This is a genomic window from Bradyrhizobium sp. Kon10, from assembly GCF_055807395.1.
The window spans coordinates 105,777-123,685 of sequence record NZ_JBVVOZ010000003.1; the positions used below are offsets into that span (position 1 = coordinate 105,777).

At 65.5% G+C, this 17,909-nt stretch carries 13 protein-coding genes; all 13 read right to left on the reverse strand.

All coding sequences use genetic code 11. The features are described from left to right. Window positions 1–86: 86 nt before the first annotated feature. The 13 genes from lpxC to AC0L2O_RS05910 all read right to left on the reverse strand — a co-directional run bounded on the left by lpxC (window position 87) and on the right by AC0L2O_RS05910 (window position 17,839). The gene (gene lpxC / locus AC0L2O_RS05850; protein ID WP_369721736.1) at window positions 87–1,049 is read right to left on the reverse strand and encodes a UDP-3-O-acyl-N-acetylglucosamine deacetylase; all 963 of its coding nucleotides are present in this window, start codon (window positions 1,047–1,049) and stop codon (window positions 87–89) included. 360 nt (window positions 1,050–1,409) lie between these two features. Further along, a complete protein-coding gene (gene ftsZ / locus AC0L2O_RS05855; protein ID WP_409192313.1) occupies window positions 1,410–3,188 on the reverse strand; it encodes a cell division protein FtsZ in 1,779 nt (592 codons plus the stop codon). Between the two features lie 87 nt (window positions 3,189–3,275). Beyond that, the gene (ftsA, locus tag AC0L2O_RS05860) at window positions 3,276–4,598 is read right to left on the reverse strand and encodes a cell division protein FtsA (protein ID WP_369721734.1); all 1,323 of its coding nucleotides are present in this window, start codon (window positions 4,596–4,598) and stop codon (window positions 3,276–3,278) included. Further along, entirely contained in the window at window positions 4,595–5,629 is a 1,035-nt protein-coding gene (locus AC0L2O_RS05865) for a cell division protein FtsQ/DivIB (protein WP_473369030.1), read from the reverse strand. Before AC0L2O_RS05865 ends, ftsA begins: the two co-directional genes overlap by 4 nt. Window positions 5,630–5,979: 350 nt before the next feature. Further along, window positions 5,980–6,966 carry a D-alanine--D-alanine ligase family protein gene (locus AC0L2O_RS05870; RefSeq protein WP_473369255.1) on the reverse strand — a complete coding sequence of 329 codons (987 nt, stop codon included), beginning with the start codon at window positions 6,964–6,966 and terminating at the stop codon, window positions 5,980–5,982. 106 nt (window positions 6,967–7,072) lie between these two features. After that, a complete protein-coding gene (gene murB / locus AC0L2O_RS05875; RefSeq protein WP_473369031.1) occupies window positions 7,073–7,993 on the reverse strand; it encodes a UDP-N-acetylmuramate dehydrogenase in 921 nt (306 codons plus the stop codon). Between the two features lie 5 nt (window positions 7,994–7,998). Next, window positions 7,999–9,402, reverse strand: a complete 1,404-nt coding sequence (gene murC / locus AC0L2O_RS05880) for a UDP-N-acetylmuramate--L-alanine ligase (RefSeq protein WP_369721731.1) — start codon at window positions 9,400–9,402, stop codon at window positions 7,999–8,001. A gap of 167 nt (window positions 9,403–9,569) precedes the next feature. Then, the gene (gene murG / locus AC0L2O_RS05885; RefSeq protein ID WP_473369032.1) at window positions 9,570–10,670 is read right to left on the reverse strand and encodes an undecaprenyldiphospho-muramoylpentapeptide beta-N-acetylglucosaminyltransferase; all 1,101 of its coding nucleotides are present in this window, start codon (window positions 10,668–10,670) and stop codon (window positions 9,570–9,572) included. Between the two features lie 113 nt (window positions 10,671–10,783). Continuing rightward, on the reverse strand, window positions 10,784–11,935 hold the full coding sequence (gene ftsW / locus AC0L2O_RS05890) for a putative lipid II flippase FtsW (RefSeq protein ID WP_369721730.1): 1,152 nt from the start codon (window positions 11,933–11,935) through the stop codon (window positions 10,784–10,786). 237 nt (window positions 11,936–12,172) lie between these two features. Continuing rightward, window positions 12,173–13,573: a UDP-N-acetylmuramoyl-L-alanine--D-glutamate ligase gene (murD, locus tag AC0L2O_RS05895; RefSeq protein WP_473369033.1), complete on the reverse strand. Its 1,401-nt coding sequence runs from the start codon at window positions 13,571–13,573 to the stop codon at window positions 12,173–12,175. A 139-nt stretch (window positions 13,574–13,712) separates the two neighbouring features. After that, the gene (gene mraY, locus AC0L2O_RS05900) at window positions 13,713–14,816 is read right to left on the reverse strand and encodes a phospho-N-acetylmuramoyl-pentapeptide-transferase (protein WP_473369034.1); all 1,104 of its coding nucleotides are present in this window, start codon (window positions 14,814–14,816) and stop codon (window positions 13,713–13,715) included. 174 nt (window positions 14,817–14,990) lie between these two features. Next, window positions 14,991–16,370 carry a UDP-N-acetylmuramoyl-tripeptide--D-alanyl-D-alanine ligase gene (locus AC0L2O_RS05905; RefSeq protein WP_473369035.1) on the reverse strand — a complete coding sequence of 460 codons (1,380 nt, stop codon included), beginning with the start codon at window positions 16,368–16,370 and terminating at the stop codon, window positions 14,991–14,993. After that, window positions 16,367–17,839, reverse strand: a complete 1,473-nt coding sequence (locus tag AC0L2O_RS05910; protein ID WP_473369036.1) for a UDP-N-acetylmuramoyl-L-alanyl-D-glutamate--2,6-diaminopimelate ligase — start codon at window positions 17,837–17,839, stop codon at window positions 16,367–16,369. Before AC0L2O_RS05910 ends, AC0L2O_RS05905 begins: the two co-directional genes overlap by 4 nt. Window positions 17,840–17,909 lie beyond the last annotated feature (70 nt).

Below are 17,909 nucleotides of genomic sequence, written 5' to 3' on the forward strand. Positions count from 1 at the left end.
GCGAACGTGCCGCAATCCTAGCCGATCAGCGTTACCAGGAGTTTCCCGGGGACAGCAGTAGCCGAACGGCTGCCATACCAGATCGTTCAGGAAACGTCCGGTCCGTAGGCCGCGGCGATCCGGCCGCCAACCATGCCGCTACCGACCTCGACGACCGGACGCGTGGTGCGGCGGGCCGCCTCGCCCTCGACCACCCGCCAGGCGGTACGGTCGGCGAGCAGCGCGGTGAGGACAGCATGGTTGAGCTTGTGGCCGCCGCGCACCGAGCGGTAGGCGCCAAGCAGCGGCAAGCCGGCCAGCGCGAGGTCGCCGATCACGTCGAGCACCTTGTGGCGGGCGCATTCGTCGGCGTAGCGCAGGCCCTCGGTATTGAGCAGCCGCTCGTCGTCGAATACGACGGTGTTGTCAAAGGAGGCGCCGAGCGCATAGCCCGCGCTCCAGAGCCGCGCAACATCGCCCATCAGGCCAAACGTCCGGGCCCGGCCGACTTCGCGGCGGAAACGCTCCGGGTTGAGGTCCAAGGCGTAGCTCTGCTGGCCGATGACGGGATTGGTGAAATCGATCTCGACCTCGGCACGGAACCCGTTGGCATACGGCCGGATCTCGCCGAAGGAGTCGCCGATCCTGACCGAAACCGGCTTCAAGACCTGGATGGACCGGCGCTGCGCCGGCTGGCTGACGATTCCGGCCTGATCGATCGCCGCGATGAACGCGGCGGCGCTGCCGTCCATGATCGGTACTTCCGAACCGTCGATCTCGATGATGGCGTTGTCGACGCCCATGCCGCGCAGCGCAGCCAGCACATGCTCGGCGGTCGAGACCAGCGGACCGCTGCGATCACCGAGGACGGTGGCGAAATCGGTCGCGATCACCTGCTCGGCGGTCGCCTGAACTTCGCGGTCACTTCCCTCAAGGCCGGTGCGGACAAAAATAAAACCTGCATCGACAGGTGCAGGTCCAAGCGTGAGAGTGACGGGAAGACCGGAATGAACGCCGACGCCGGCCACGGAGGCTTGCGCACGAAGCGTTGTTTGCCGGCTAAATTTCATCAGGAACCGCCCCACCACGACCAACTGCGACTTATACAAAGCCCGACTAACCGGCCAAGGCCGACCGTCCGAATCCGTATCCCCAAGTCACGCCAGACCATAGTCACTGCCCCAAACAGCGCCAACTCACGGTTTTTTACCGATTGTTACCCCAAACCTGCCGTATTCGCGCCAAGGCTTAACCAAATTGCGCCGGAGTTCGGGACCGTTATCGGCAGCTTTACTGAAACACCGAACAGGTAATTAATGATTTAAAATCAGTTGCTTGAGCGAACAACCCGGATATGCACGGATCAAAAGGAAAGGTCCCGGCGAGCTTCCCGCCGGGACCTTTTTTCGTCCGCCTTATTGTAACAATCCTCAGGTCGCCTGACGCCGCAGGAAGGCCGGAATATCAAGATGGTCGTCTCCCTGTGGCGCCGGCGCAACAGGTGCCGGGCGGCCATGGGCGTCGAGACCCTGCGGAGCAGGCCGGCGGGCGTATTCGGACACCGGCTCGCTGGCTGCGATCTGCTGCGCAACCGACCGCTGCGGCTTGCGCTCGGGCAGCGCCGGCATCGCCGGACCGGTGGTGCGGGCCGCGACCGGCGCCTCGGTCTCCTCGTCGCGACGGCCGAGACCGACATTGGCGAGGCGCTGCAGCAGCGACAGGCGGGTCTTTTGCGGAGTCTCTTCCTCCATTTCGCCACGGGCCTGACGAATCTCGGCCTGCGCCGGCATCGGCAGTTCCTCGAGGCGCGGCATCCGCGGTGCACGCACGGGCGCGCGCTCGGCCTGCGGCGGGATGAAGGTTTCCGGCATCATCGGCTCATGCACCGCCGTCGGCACCTGATCGGGCTCCGGGAACAGCGTCGGCTTCTGCGCGATCGGACGCACGGTGACGTCGCCATAGGTCTGCATCGGCGCAGGCGCGTGCGGGACGTCCGCGACGGCGGCGGCAATGGCCGCGAGCGCCGCACGCTCGACATTGGGACGCGGCGCGGGCGCGCCGGCCGGGGTCTGCGTTTCCAGCTTCTGGGCACGATCCGCCAGGCGCTGGTTGTCGGCGCGGAGCCGTGCCGTCAGGTCGGCGAGGCGGCTCTCGGCAGCAGCAGCAGGCGCCGGCGCCTGCTGGGCCTGCGGTGCCGGATTCGCAACCGGAGCGCTGGTGGCCTGGGCGTTGCGGGCGATCGCGGCCTGCTCGATGCCGGTGGCAACGACCGAGACGCGGATCAGGCCGTCGAGCGCTTCGTCGAAGGTCGCGCCGACGATGATGTTGGCGTCCTGGTCGACTTCCTCGCGGATGCGGGTCGCGGCTTCGTCGACCTCGAACAAGGTGAGGTCCTTGCCGCCGGTGATCGAGATCAGAAGGCCCTTGGCACCCTTCATCGAGCTATCGTCGATCAGCGGGTTGGCAATCGCGGCTTCGGCGGCGGTCAGCGCGCGCTTGTCGCCGGAGGCTTCGCCCGTACCCATCATCGCCTTGCCCATCTCCTTCATCACCGCCCTCACGTCGGCGAAGTCGAGGTTGATCAGGCCTTCCTTGACCATCAGGTCGGTGATGCAGGCGACGCCCGAGTAGAGCACCTGGTCGGCCATCGCGAAGGCGTCGGCGAAGGTGGTCTTCTCGTTGGCGACCCGGAACAGATTCTGGTTCGGGATGATCAGCAGCGTATCGACGACCTTGTGCAACTCGTTGATGCCGGCTTCCGCGGTGCGCATGCGGCGACCGCCCTCGAAGTGGAACGGCTTGGTCACGACACCGACAGTGAGAATGCCCATCTCACGCGCAATCTTGGCGATGACGGGAGCAGCACCGGTGCCGGTGCCGCCGCCCATGCCGGCGGTGACGAACACCATGTTGGCGCCCGAGAGATGGTCGCGAAGCTCGTCCATCACCTCTTCGGCCGCGGCCGCTCCGACCACCGGCTGCGAGCCTGCGCCCAGCCCTTGCGTCGCCGCCGTGCCCATCTGCACGATGCGCTGCGCCTTCGACATCGTCAGCGCCTGCGCGTCGGTATTGGCGACCACGAAATCGACGCCCTGGAGCCCCGCCGTGATCATGTTGTTGACGGCGTTGCCGCCGGCTCCGCCGACGCCGAACACGGTGATCCGCGGCTTCAGTTCGTGAATATCAGGAGCATTGATACTGATGGTCATGTTTGCCTCTCGATCACGCGCGCGTGGGTTCGCCCCGGCCGGCGGCCGCGGGAGTTGGTGAAAGTCGGGAATTGCGGAAAGGAATCATCAAAAGCCCTCGCGTAGCCATCGTCCGACCTTTCCGAAATAACCGCCGGTCCCTGTCTTGACCTGCTGCCGCGTATGCCGCGGTTCGACATGTTCGTGGTGAACATATTGCGGGTAGACGAGTAGTCCGGCCGGCACCGCGAACGCGGCGTTCTTCGCCTCGTTGGGCAGCCGGCCAAAACCGAGCGGACGTCCGACCCGCACGGGCCGGCCGAGAATTTGCGTTCCGAGTTCGACGAGACCGGTGAGCTGCGAGGCGCCGCCCGAGAGCACGACACGGCCCTTGGGCTCTGCAGCGAAGGGCGAATCCTTCAGCTTGTCCCGAACCATTTCGAAGACTTCCTCGGCACGGTGCTTGACGATGTTGGCAATGGTGGCGCGCGAAACGATCTGCGGCAGATCCTGCTCGTCACCGGCCGTCGGTACAGACATCAGCTCGCGCGAGTCCGATCCGCCGGTGAGGACCGTTCCGTATAACGTCTTGATTCGCTCGGCATCGGCAATGGTCGCCGAGAGTCCGCGCGCGAGATCCATCGTGATGTGTTGCCCACCGACCGCAAATCCGGCCGCGTGCACGAAGCGGCCGCCGGAATAGACCGCGATCGTGGTGGTGCCCGCGCCCATCTCGACCACGGCTGCGCCGAGATCGGCTTCGTCGTCGGTCAGCACCGACAGACCGGCGACATAAGGGCTCGCCGCCATGGCTTCGACGTTGAGGTGGCAGCGTTCCACCGCCAGCATCAGGTTGCGCGCCACCATGGCGTCGCAGGTGACGACGTTCATGTCGACGCCGAACTGGCGCGCGACCATGCCGCGCGGATCGCGAATGCCCTTGACGCCGTCGAGCGTGTAGCCGACCGGAAGCGCGTGCAGCACCGTGCGGCCATCGCCGGTGGCGTGGCGCATGCCGGTGGAGGTAACGCGGCTGACGTCGGCGGGCGTCACCGCGCCGCCGCGGATGTCGGCTGCAGCTTCGACGAGTTGGCCGGAGAGCCGGCCGCCGGAGACCGACAGCAGCACGGACTCGACCCGCACCTTGGCCATTTTCTCCGCGAGGCCAACGGCCTGACGCACCGCCTGCTCGCATTCGGCGAGATCGACCACCGCGCCGGCCTTCATGCCGCGCGACTGGATCTGGCTGTAACCGATCAACTCCACCGCATGGGTGCGGCCGCCCAAGGCTTCGCTCGGCGCCGACGGCTTCAGCCGGGCGATCATGCAGGCGATCTTGCTGGTGCCGATGTCCAGGCAGGCGACGAGGCCGCCGCGCTTATGCGGCATCTGTCGCGTCTTCGGCGTCTGGGTGCGATCAAGACCGGTCATGCGGAGTCCCCGGCCTTCCTTTTCTTCTTGTCCTTGAACAGGTCCTCGCGCGCCTTGGCGGCGTCATCGGACAGCTGCACCACCAGACGATCGGGCAGGCGCATGTCGACCGCGACGATGTCGCGGGAGAACAGTTTTTCGTCCTTGTCGAGCCTGGAGAGCGCGGCAAGTGCGTTGCCGACGTCCTGCTCGGGCAGACGGATGTCGAGGCCGTCCTTCAGTCTCAGGTTCCAGCGCCGCTCACCGACGAGGATCGCGGCCTTCGTCACCGCGCTCACCTGCGGATAGCGCGCCAGCAGCGCGAGGAAATCGCGCGCCTGGGTGTCGGCGCCCTTGCCGACCACGAGCGGCAACGACAGGAACCGGCGCGAGACATAGGGTTCGAGCAGGGCGCCGTCGTCGGCGATGACGGAGAGCCGGCCGCCCTCCTGCCACAGCGCGAACGGCTGGCGCTCGGTGATCTCGATCATGAGCCGGCCCGGATAGAGCTTCAGCACGGTTGCATCCGCGATCCAGGGATTGGCCTTTAGCTTGTCGCGCACGCCGTCGGCGTCGAGGAACAGCAGCGAGGAGCGGCCGCTGACGCCGCCGATCGCCAGAATCTCGTCCTGGCTGAGCTGCTTGCGGCCGTTGATCACGACCGAGGTGATGCGGAAGCCGGCGGAATTGGCCATCGCATTGCGCGCGTCGCTGACGGCGGCGATGAAATCCTGGAGGTGGCCGCCCTTGACGATGCCGAAGCCGCAGCTTCCGATCAGGAGCAGCACGGTCATGCCGATGCCGACCCGGCGGGGCAAGTAGCGCTCGACCAGCGCGACCACGCGCGGCGGCGGGGTGCGCTCGATCACGGGCTTGGCCTTGGTCCTGGCTTTGTCTTTGGCGCCGGCGCGCTTCTGGTGAAGTCTTTCCTGGCGCTTTTCCTGCACCCACTCGCGCAGAAGCACGACCGCTCCAACGGCGGCCGCCTTCAGGTCAGTTTGGGGCCTCAGCGATCTTACAAGTGATCGGGTGAGGCTTCCTGCACCATCCATTGCACGAGCTCGTCAACAGTTTACCCGCAACATCGCGCGCGGGTCCTGGCGAACATGACGTCTCGGACTTGCCGGGCCGGGTACTGGTCTTCGGTAGAAGAAGCCTCTCCCCTTCAAAGCGTTCGCTGCTGCCGGACAGATCCGCAGCAGCTCACGCGCCGGCAGCCAAAACGCCATATGCGCCGCCAGCGTTAACCTTCGGACTTCCTGGTAAACAAAAGGTAAAGTTCGTTAACGCGGGATGCTTTTTGCCCAGCCCTGTGAGGCATTTATGCCGCGATGTCCGGCATTCTACCGGTTTTGGACGCCAAACCGGGCCGTTTCGCCCTTGGACGCGTTAACCAATCTAATTATTTCCGCACCCGCCGCTCAGCGAGCTCGATCAGGCCGCGCAGGAAGTCGACGAACGCGATGCCCTCGGCCTTCAGCGACTTGGGATAGAGCGAGGACTTGGTCAGCCCGGGCAACGTGTTGGTTTCGAGATAAACCAGGTTCTTGTCCGAGACGATGAAGTCGGAACGGGAATAGCCGGTGCAGGACATCGCGCGGTGCGCCAGCATCGCCTGCTGCTTCAGCGCGGCCGTGACCTCTGCCGTGAAGCGCCCGGGGCAGATCTCCTGGGTCGAACTCAAGAGATATTTTGCCGCGTAGTCGAAATTGCCTTCGCCCGGAATGATCTCGATCGGCGGCAGCGCGATGATCGAACCGTCCGGCCGCTCGAGAACGCCGCAGGTCGCCTCCACGCCGGCAATATAGGGTTCGATCACGTACTCCTCATGCTTCGCCGCGTTGCGGACGGCGACCAGATCCTGCTTGGCGTTGACGAAGATCAGGCCATAGCTCGATCCGTCGCGCGCCGGTTTTGCGATCAGCCGGCCGTATTCGGCAAAGGCCTCGTCGACGTCGTCGAGCGCAATGTTCGCCGGCGGCGTCACGCCGCCGAGGACGGCAAACCGTTTGGCGGCGATCTTGTCAAAGGCGAGATGCGAGGAGGCCGACCCCGATCCGGTGAAGGCCACGCCGCGCGCCTCGCACATCACTTGCAATTCGCCGTTCTCGGCACGGCCGCCATGCAGGCTGAGCACCAGCACGCGATCTTCCAGCTTGGCCTGGTCGAGCGCCTGCTCCAGCGCAATGCCGCGCGTGCCCGGCTTGAACTCGTCCTCGAAAGGACGGGCATGTTCGAGCAGCTGCTTCGAGGAGACGGTGTGGACCTTGTCCTCGATATCCCAGAACCAGAGATCGGCCTCAGGCAGCGCCTGATGCAGCGCCTGGGCCGAGGCGACCGAAACCAGACGCTCGCGATTGGAGCCGCCGAAGAGGATGGTGATGCGCATGGTCATAGTCTGCAATCTCTCTCATTCGTCATTCCGGGATGGTGCGCAAGCACCAGACCCGGAATCTCGAGATTCCGGGTTGCGCTGCGCGCCCCCGGAATGACTGTTAGAGGGAAACCCCGATCCGCTTGATTTCCCAATGTAGCTCAATTCCGGAATTTGCCTTCACCCGTTCGCGCACGGTCTCGCCCAGCGTCTCGATGTCGTGCGCGGTGGCCTCGCCCGTGTTGATCAGGAAATTGCAGTGCATCTCGGACACCTGCGCGCCGCCGACGCGCAAGCCGCGGCAGCCGGCGGCGTCGATCAGTTTCCAGGCGGAATGGCCCGGCGGATTCTTGAAGGTCGAGCCACCGGTCTTCTCCCGGATCGGCTGCGCGGTCTCGCGGTGGCTCTGCACCTCCGCCATGCGCGCGCGGATCGCATCAGGATCCCTGATCTCGCCGCGAAAGCGCGCGGACGTAAAGATGATGGAGGACTCGACGCCGCTGTTGCGATAGTCGAATTTCATCTCGGCGTTGGTGAAGACATGCTTCGTGCCGTCGCGCCCGACACCTCGCGCCTCGATCAGCACGTCCTTAGTCTCGCCACCATTGGCGCCCGCATTCATGCGCAGCGCGCCGCCGATCGTGCCGGGAATGCCGAAGTAGAATTCGAGGCCGGCGATATCAGCGCCAGCCGCCACTTCCGCCACGCGCTTGTCGAGTGCGGCCGCGCCGGCCGTGACGACGTCACCGCTTGCACTCGCATCGCCAAAGGCGCGCGGCGCCAGCCGGATCACAACGCCGGCAATGCCACCGTCGCGCACGATGAGATTGGAGCCGACCCCAACGACGTAAATCGGGATGTCGTTCGACAGGTGCGCCAGGAAATAAGCGAGATCGTCCTCATCGGCCGGTGTGAACAGCACCTGTGCCGGACCGCCGACGCGAAACCAGGTCAGCTCAGCGAGCGACTGGTTCGCCAGCAGGCGGCCGCGCAGCTCGGGTATCGCGGCTTTGAGAGCGGGGGTGATGTCGGGAAATCCCACCGCCCTCACCCCAACGCTTTCAATTCACCCGGCAATGCATACGCCCATTGCGTGATGTTGCCGGCACCGAGGCACACGACGAGATCGCCCGACTTCGCCAATCCCTTGACGATCCCCGCAAGTTCAGTCGCCGCCGGCAGGGGGATCACCTCGCGGTGGCCGTGCGCGCGCAGGCCCGCGACGAAATGATCGCGGTCGATGCCTTCGATCGCAGTCTCACCCGCGGCATAGACGTCTGCGACGATCACCGCGTCGGCGTCGTTGAAGCAGGTGCAAAATTCCTCGAACAGCGATTGCAGGCGGGTGTAACGATGCGGCTGCACCACCGCGACGATCTTGCCGTTGGTGGATTCGCGCGCTGCCTTGAGCACCGCCGCGATCTCGACCGGGTGATGGCCGTAATCGTCAATCACGGCAACGCCGTTATATTCGCCGGTCTTGGTGAAGCGGCGCTTGACGCCGCCGAAGCCAGCGATCGCCGCGCGGATCGCATCATCGGAGACGCCGAGCTCGCGCGCGACAGCGATTGCGGCCGTCGCGTTGGACGCGTTGTGGCGGCCCGGCATCGGCAGCATGAGATCGGCGATCTCGTGCACAGCGCCGGACTTGCGATCACGGAACGCAACCTTGAACTTCGATCCGCCGCCCATCGGCGTGAGATCGACCAGCCGCGCATCGGCCTGCGGATTCTCGCCATACGTCATGATGCGGCGATCCTCGATCTTGCCGACCAGGGTTTGCACGACGGGGTGATCGATGCACATCACGGCGAAGCCGTAGAACGGCAGGTTCTCCACGAAAAGCCGAAACGCGTCCTGCACGGCCTCAAAAGTCTTGAAGTGGTCGAGATGCTCGGGATCGACATTGGTGACGATCGCGACCTCGGTCGGGAGCTTCAAAAAAGTACCGTCACTCTCGTCGGCTTCCACCACCATCCAGTCGCCGGCGCCGAGGCGCGCGTTGGAGCCGTAGGCGTTGATGATGCCGCCATTGATGACGGTGGGATCGAGCCCGCCGGCGTCGAGCAGCGTCGCGACCATCGTGGTGGTCGTGGTCTTGCCATGGGTGCCGGCGATCGCAACGCAGCTTTTGAGCCGCATCAGCTCGGCCAGCATCTCGGCGCGGCGCACCACCGGAATGCGCTGCGCGCGCGCGGCCATCAGTTCCGGATTGTCGCGCTTGATCGCCGAGGACACCACGACGACCGCGGCCCCATCGACATTCTCCGCGGCGTGACCGACCGAGACCTTTGCGCCCTTCTTGCGCAGACGGTCGAGATTGTAATTGTCCGAGGCGTCCGAGCCCTGCACTGCATAGCCGAGATTGACCAGCACCTCGGCGATGCCGCTCATGCCGATGCCGCCGATCCCGACGAAGTGGATGGGTCCAATCTCGCGCGGCAGTCTCATGCTCTGTTCCGTCGTTCCGTCGTCATGCCCGGGCATAAGCGCGAAGCGCGTCTTTGCGCAAGGTGCTCCCGGGCATCCACGAATCCCAAGCTACTTCATGCAAGACGTGGATGGCCGGGACAAGCCCGGCCATGACGGCAAAAATACGAAAATCGGTCCGTTTAGGCTCAGATTCCCGCGACTTTGACCACCAGATCGGCCAACCGCGCCGCCGCATCGAGCCGGCCGGCGCTACGGGCCGCCCCTGCCATGGCGGCAAGACGCGCGGGTTCGGCGGCGAAGGCGGAGATCTCGGCGGCGAGCCGGTCGGACGAGAACTCGGGCTGCGGGATGCGAATGGCGCCGTCAACCTTGGCCAGCACGCCGGCGTTGGCGAACTGGTCCTGGTCGATCGAGCCCGGCAGCGGCACCAGGATCGAGGGCCGGCCGATCGCGGCGAGCTCGGCCACGGTGCCGGCGCCGGAGCGCGACACCACCAGATGGTTGGAGGCGAGCCGCGCCGGCAAATCCGTGAAGAACGGCGCGAGCTCGGCATTGATCTTCAGCTTGTCGTACACCGCGCGCACGCGCGCCATGTCCTCGTCGCGCACCTGCTGGGTCAGGATCAGCTGGCCCCACAGCGCGGGCTCGAGCCGTTCGATCGCGCCCGGCACGACATCGGCCATGATGCGTGCGCCCTGGCTGCCGCCGACGACGAGCAGGCGCAGCGGACCATTCACTTCGGGTGCGGCATATGGCATGGCGGCAGCGGCAAGGACCGCCGGCCGCATCGGCGTGCCGACCGTTGTGGTCTTGCCCGATAGCGCGGGATCGCGGTCGAGCACGCCCGGCAGAGATGTTGCGATCGCGCGGACGCGGCCTGCGAGAAACCGGTTGGCGCGGCCGAGCACGGCGTTGGCCTCGTGGATGATCCCGGGCACGCCAGCGAATTTTGCAGCGACCAGCGGCGGCAATGTCGGATAGCCGCCGAAGCCGACCACAGCGACGGGCTTCAATCGCTTGATCAGGCGGTACGCGGACAGCGTGCCTGTGGCGAGCGTGAGCCCGGCATAGGCGAGCTGCAACGGATTGCGGCCGCGCGCGGTTTCACTCGCGACGACGTCGATCATGTCCTTGCTGAACAGACCGCTATAGCGCAGCGCGCGCTCGTCGGTGACGAGGCGCACGCGAAAGCCGCGCCGGATCAGTTCGACCCCAAGCGCCTCGGCGGGAAACAAATGGCCGCCGGTGCCGCCCGCGGCGAGCAGAATCAAGGGAGAATTGTCCATGCTGGGGAAGTTTTACAGTGTCTCTCCCGTCATTGCGAGCGCAGCGAAGCAATCCAGACTGCCACCGCGAAAGGATTCGTGAATTGCTTCGCTGCGCTCGCAATGACGAAGAACTATGCGTAGCTGCGCATCGCCTCGGCGTGGCCGCTTGCCTCGACCTCGGTGCGCGGTCGCAGCCGGGTCAGCGCCAGCATCATGCCGACGCCGTAGGAGAGTGACACGATCGAGGAGCCGCCATAGGAGATGAAGGGCAGCGTCATGCCCTTGGCTGGGATGAGCTGGAGGTTGACCGACATGTTGATCGCGGCCTGCACCCCGAACAGGATCGCAAGGCCGGACGCCGCAAAGCGCGAGAACATGTCCTCATTGGAATAGGCGCGCGACAGGGTGCGGATCACGACGAAGGCGAACAGCGCCAGCATGGCGAGGCACAGGATGATGCCGAACTCTTCGGCGGCCACCGCGAACACGAAGTCGGTGTGGCTGTCCGGCAGGCTGCGTTTCGCGATGCCCTCGCCCGGCCCGAGCCCGAACCAGCCGCCGTTGTAGAACGCCTCCATCGCGGTATCGACCTGGAAGGTGTCGCCGGAGGCCGGGTTCATGAAGCGCTTGATGCGTCCGGCGACGTGGGGAACGAAGAGATAGGCGCTGAACAAGCCCGCGGCGGCGGCGCCAGCGAGGCCGAACACCCAGATCATGCGCATGCCCGCGATGAAGAACAGCGAGCCCCACACCATCAGGATCAGCATGGTCTGGCCGAAATCCGGCTCCATGATCAGCAGCGATACCAGCATCAACAGCAGCACCAGCGCCATCGAGGTCGCGGGCATCTCCGGACGCTTGGTCGATTCCGCGAACAGCCAGGCCGCGATGACGACAAACGACGGCTTGGCGATTTCGGAGGCTTGGATGTTGACGCCGAGCAGCGTGATCCAGCGCCGCGAGCCCTTCACCTCGGGGCCAATAGCCAGCGTCACCACGATCAGGATGATGCTGACGGCAAAGATAATCAGCGCCGAACGCCGGATCGCCCGCGGCGACAGGAAGGAGACGCCGACGAGCACAATGCAGGACGGCAACAGGAACAGCACGTGGCGGCTGAAGAAGTGGAAGGGATCGAGCCCGATGCGGGTCGCAACCGGCGGGCTCGCGGCCAGCGACAGGATGACGCCGGTCAGCATCAGCACCAGAATCGCGCCGAGCAGCGGCTTGTCGACGGTCCACCACCACTCGGTAAAGGGCGTGCGTTCTTCACGGGAGAGCATGGGCGGCCGACTTTCGGACAGAGATCAGCCCATTGGTCGCCGACGTTGGTTACCGGGGGGTTAAGGAACGGTGGATGTTTGACGATAGAAGGAGAGTGCCACCTCAAATGCTCGTCATGCCCCGCGAAGGCGAGGCATCCAGTACGCCGCGGCTTCTCGATGAATCACAGCTGTCACGGAGTACTGGATCGCCCGCCTTCGCGGGCGATGACTGCGGGCATGAGGAGACTGCGCGTCTCACACCGCCGGCTTCACACCCGGCAGCGCCTGCACCAGCTCGCGGAACCTGGTGCCGCGGATTTCGAAGTTCCGATACTGGTCGAAGGAGGCGCAGGCCGGCGACAACAGCACTACCGGCTCGGTCAAGCCTGATGCTTCCGCATCGCGCGCGGCCTGCGCGACCGCGACATCGAGCGTCTGACTGATCTCGTGCGGGACCCTGGCACCCAGCGTGGCGGAAAATTCCGACGCGGCTTCGCCGATCAGGTAGGCTTTTCGGATCCGCGGGAAGTAGCCGGTCAAACTGGTGATCCCCCCCGCCTTGGGCTTGCCACCGGCGATCCAGAAGATGTCGGCAAAGGACGACAGCGCATGTGCAGTGGCATCCGCGTTGGTGCCCTTGGAATCGTTGACGAACAGCACGTTGGCGCGGCGGCCGACCTGTTCCATGCGGTGGGCGAGGCCCGGAAAGCTGCGCAGGCCGTCCTGCAGCACATCCTGGCTGATGCCCATCGCGAGCGCGGCGGCTGCGGCGCACGCCGCGTTCTGCGCATTGTGCAGGGCGCGCAACGAACCGATGCCGCCGAGCTTCGCGACCTCGCTCTTCGCGCCGCCCGCGGCGCGCACAATCGTGCTGTGCTCGACATAAATGCCGCTCGCCAGCGGGTTCTTGACCGAAATGCGCACAACGTTCTTGCCCGCGCGGTCGAGCCTGTCGGCGATATCGCGGCAGAAGCCGTCGTCGACGCCGACGATCGCGGTGCCAGCGGCCTGCACCCCGGCAACAAGGCGCTCCTTCACCGCGGCGTAATGCGCGATGGTGCCGTGGCGATCGATGTGGTCCTCGCTGACATTGAGCAGAATGCCGACGGAGGGATCGAGCGAGGGCGTGAGGTCAATCTGGTAGGACGACATCTCGATGACGTGGACGCGGCCCATGCGCGGCCGCTCCAGCGACAGGATCGCGGTGCCGATGTTGCCGCCCATCTGGGTGTTGTAGCCGGCGACCTTGGTCAGGTGCGCGATCAGCGCCGTCGTGGTCGACTTGCCATTGGTGCCGGTGATCGCGACGAACGGCGCATCAGGCGCATGCCGCCGCCGCTCGCGGCAGAACAGTTCGATGTCGCCGATCACCTCGATTGCGGCCTCGCGCGCCTTCAGCACGCTCCAATGCGGCACAGGATGAGTTAGCGGCACGCCAGGCGCGAGCACGAGAGCCGCGAAATTCCCCCAGGAGACGTTGCGCAAATCCGCAGTGACGAACCCGGCCTGGGCGGCCCTGGCGACATTCTCGGCGCTGTCGTCACCGGCGATCACCTCGGCGCCGCCGGCCTTCAGTGCATGGCAGGATGCCAGCCCCGAGCCGCCAAGGCCGAACACCGCGACCGTCTTGCCGGCAAAGGAGGTGACGGGGATCATGATGGCGGCTCTGTCATTCCGGGGCTCGCGAAGCGAGAACTATGGTGCGCAATTGCGCACCAGAGAATCTCGAGATTCCGGGTTCGACGCTGACGCGTCGCCCCGGAAAGACGGCAAGTTTGATTCACCGAGACCATCATCACCGCAGCTTCAACGTCGACAGCCCGGCGAGCGCCAGCATGACCGAGATGATCCAGAACCGGATCACGATCTGCGGCTCGGTCCAGCCGAGTTGCTCGAAATGGTGGTGGATCGGCGCCATGCGGAAGATGCGCTTTCCCGTGAGCTTGAACGACACCACCTGCACGATGACCGAGACCGCCTCCAACACGAACAATCCGCCGATCACCGCGAGCACGATCTCGTGCTTCACCGCGACCGCAATCGCACCCAGCATGCCGCCGAGCGCAAGCGAGCCGGTGTCGCCCATGAAGATCGAGGCCGGCGGCGCGTTGAACCAGAGGAAACCGAGGCCCGCTCCCAATAGCGCGCCGCAGAGCACCGCGAGTTCGCCGGTGCCCGCGACATATTTGATCTGGAGGTAATCGGCGAACACCGCGTTGCCGGCAAGATAGGCGATCATGGCAAAGCTCGCGGTCGCGATCATCACGGGGACGATTGCCAAGCCGTCGAGGCCGTCGGTGAGGTTCACCGCGTTGCCGGCGCCGACGATGACGAAGGCGCCGAAGACGACGAAGAACCAGCCGAAATGCAGGACCGTGTCCTTAAAGAAGGGAATCGTCAGCGCTGTGGATGCTGGATCGCGGTTCAGCCGCACCAACGCGTAGCAGGCGACCAGCGCGATCAGCCCCTCGATCAGCAGGCGAAGCTTGCCGCCGAACCCGGTCGTGGTCTGTTTCGTCACCTTGAGGTAATCGTCATAAAAGCCGACGAAGCCGAAGCCGAGCGTCACCGCGAGCACGATCCAGACATACGGGTTGAGCGGATTGGCCCATAGCACCGTGCCGACCGTGAGGCCGGACAGGATCATCAGGCCACCCATGGTGGGCGTGCCTTTCTTGCTGAGATGCGATTGCGGGCCGTCGGCCCGGATCGGCTGGCCCTTGCCCTGGCGGATGCGCAGATGATCGATGATCCAGGGCCCGAACAGGAACACGAACAGCGCGCCGGTGACGACGGCGCCGCCGGTGCGGAATGTGATGTAGCGGAAGACGTTCAAGACGGTGCGAATCGCACCAAAGCCCGGAAATGTGTTGGAGAGTTCGATCAGCCAGTAAAACATTCAGACGATCCTATGGCGCCTTTCGCACGCGGGCTTCTTCAGACGCAGACTCGCCTCGCGCGCATTGGCTGGTCTTCATCATGGGGCGGGCGACCTCTAGCAAACTTCACCACAAGAAACCTGCTAGCGTCGCTCCGCAACAAGCTGGGAATGGGAACAGCGCTTCCAAGCAGTTTACGCCTTTGCCTGCAAGGCGGCCACTAGGGCAGGCACAAACTTGTTGACCCAGAACATCTTCTTGCTGCCCTTGACAACCACGACATCGCCTGTCTTCAGAAGCGACGCAACATCGTTCGGCTTCAGCGTGGCGGGATCGTCGTGCCAGCCGAGGCCTTTGCCGGCGGGAAGCACGTCGTAGAGGTGGCGCATCAGGGGACCGACGCAATAGACGCCGTCGATACCGGCAAGATGCGCGGCCATGCCAGTGTGATAGCCGGGCGCGTCGTCGCCCAGCTCGAGCATGTCGCCGAGCACCGCAATGCGGCGGCCACCGCTCATGTGTCGCGCCTGGAGGCTTTGCAGCGCAGCAGCCACGCTGGCCGGATTGCCGTTGAAGCTGTCGTCGATCACGGTGACGCCGCCGACCGCCTGCTCGACACCTCGGCCGGTCATGATGCCGACCCGATCGAGCTTGATCGCGAGCGTCGCGGCATCGAGCTTCGCGGCATGGATCGAGGCGAGCGCAGCCAGCGCATTCTGCACCCGGTGCGGCGCCCCCGGCGTCAGGCTGAACGCGATTTCCGTCTTGCCGATCGCGGCGACCACTTGCCAGCTCTCGCCGTGCGGCGCGTGCGTGATCTCGTGCACCTCGGCGCTCTCGCCGAAACGGACCACCTTGCCCTTCCAATCGGGTGCCTTGATCCCGGCCGGCAGCACCAGCACGCCATCCGACGGCAGACCGAGCGCAATCGACACCTTCTCGCGGCGGATCGCGTCGAGCGAGCCGAGCTTCTCCAGATGCACGGGCTGGACGTTGACGACCAGCGCGACCGTCGGCCGCGTCAAGTCGCTGAGCCGCGCGATCTCGCCTCGCTGGTTCATGCCCATTTCGACAACCCAGAGACTGGCATCGGGCCTGGCATTGCACAGCGTCAGCGGCACGCCCCAGAAATTGTTGAAGCTCGACGGGCTCGCATAGGCGCCGGGATAGGCAGCGAGGAATTCCTTGGTGCTGGTCTTGCCGGCGCTGCCGGTGAGGCCGATCACAGGTCCGTTGAAGCGCGCGCGTGCAGCGCGCGCGAGACCCCACAAGCCATCGATCAGCGTATCCTTGACGACGATCTGGGGAATGCGGATGCCCGCGATCTCGTGCGGTACGATCATCGCCACCGCACCGGAGGCTTCCGCCTTGTCCGCGAACTCCCAACCGTCGCGCGCGCTGGCGAAGGCGGAGATGAAGCCGCCGCTCGGGGTGCCGCTCAGTGCGACGAAAAGGCTGCCCGGCTTCACCAGCCGGCTGTCCTGGGTGACGAAGTCGATCGGTGTGGCCGGAAATGAACCCGCAGCGCCCAGCGCGCGCGCCACTTCGGCCACGGTCCAGATTGGCGCGCTCATGCGACCCTCGACGCTAATGCGGCGGCGACCGCCTCGTGATCACTGAAGGGGAGCACCTCGCCGCCGACGATCTGCCCGGTCTCGTGGCCCTTGCCGGCGACAAGCAGTGCATCGCCCTCTTCCAGCTCCTCGATCGCCGTGCGGATCGCGGCGGCACGGTCGCCGATCTCTCGGGCGCCCGTCGCGGTCGCGAGAATCGCGGCGCGAATGGCTTCCGGCTTCTCGCTGCGCGGATTGTCGTCGGTGACGATGACACGATCGGCATTGTCCGCCGCGATCTCGCCCATGATCGGCCGCTTGCCGGCATCACGATCTCCGCCGGCGCCGAACACGACGACCAGCCTGCGCTTGGCGTAAGGCCGCAACGCCTGCAATGCCTTGGCCAGCGCATCGGGCTTGTGCGCGTAGTCGACGAAGATCGGCGCGCCGTTGCGCTCGCCGACACGCTCCAGGCGCCCCTTGGCGCCTTCGAGATGTTCGAGGCTCGCGAACACAATGGCCGCATCGCTGCCGGTGCCAATGGCAAGCCCGGCCGACACCAGCGCGTTCTCGATCTGGAATTCGCCGACCAGCGGCAGCCGGATCGCATGACGTTTGCCGCGATGCTCCAGTGCAAGCTTTTGCGAAAAACCATCGACCTCGGCTTCGGTGAGGCGGATGCCCTCGCCGGCGCCATCGCCGTTGCGGCCGACCGCCATCACACGCAGGCCGCGGGCCTTCGCCGCATCGATCGCTTCGGCCGAGCAATCATGATCGGCCGAGATCACGGCCGCGCCGCCCGGCGCGACCAGCTCCCGGAACAGCCGCAGTTTCGCTGCAAGATAGTGCGCGACGGTCGGATGGTAATCCATGTGGTCGCGCGAGAGATTGGTGAAGCCGCCGGCCGAGACGCGCACGCCGTCGAGGCGATATTGATCGAGCCCGTGCGAGGACGCCTCGAACGCAAGATGCGTGACGCCGTCGTGTGCGATCTGGTCGAGCTGCCGATGCAGCGCGATCGGATCCGGCGTCGTCAGCGAGCCATAGACTGTCCGCTTCGGCGAGACCAGGCCGATGGTGCCGATGCTGGCCGAGGCATGCCCAAGCCGCTCCCAGATCTGCCGCGTGAACGCGGCGACGGACGTTTTGCCGCTGGTGCCAGTGACCGCGGCAATGGTCGCAGGTTGGGCGGGGAAGAATTTGGCCGCGGCCAGCGCCAGCGCGCGGCGCGGATTGGCAATGGTGATGAAGGGCACCTTGCAACCGGCTGGCGCATGATCGCCGACGACCGCCGCCGCACCTGCAGCAATGGCAGCATCGACGAAGCGTGCACCGTCGGTCTTGCTGCCCGCGAGCGCAAAGAACAAATCCCCCGGCTTGACCGCACGGCTGTCGAGCGCAAGCCCGGTCACGTCGAGCGCCGCAACGGCGGGCTCGATTTCGGCATCGGTGCCCAGGACATCCTGACCTAAGAGGTCGCGCAGCTTCATGGTCTTCCAGTCGAGACGCCGTGGTGGAGGCCCAATCTTCGGGAAACCCCGACTCAGCGGCGGCAATGGC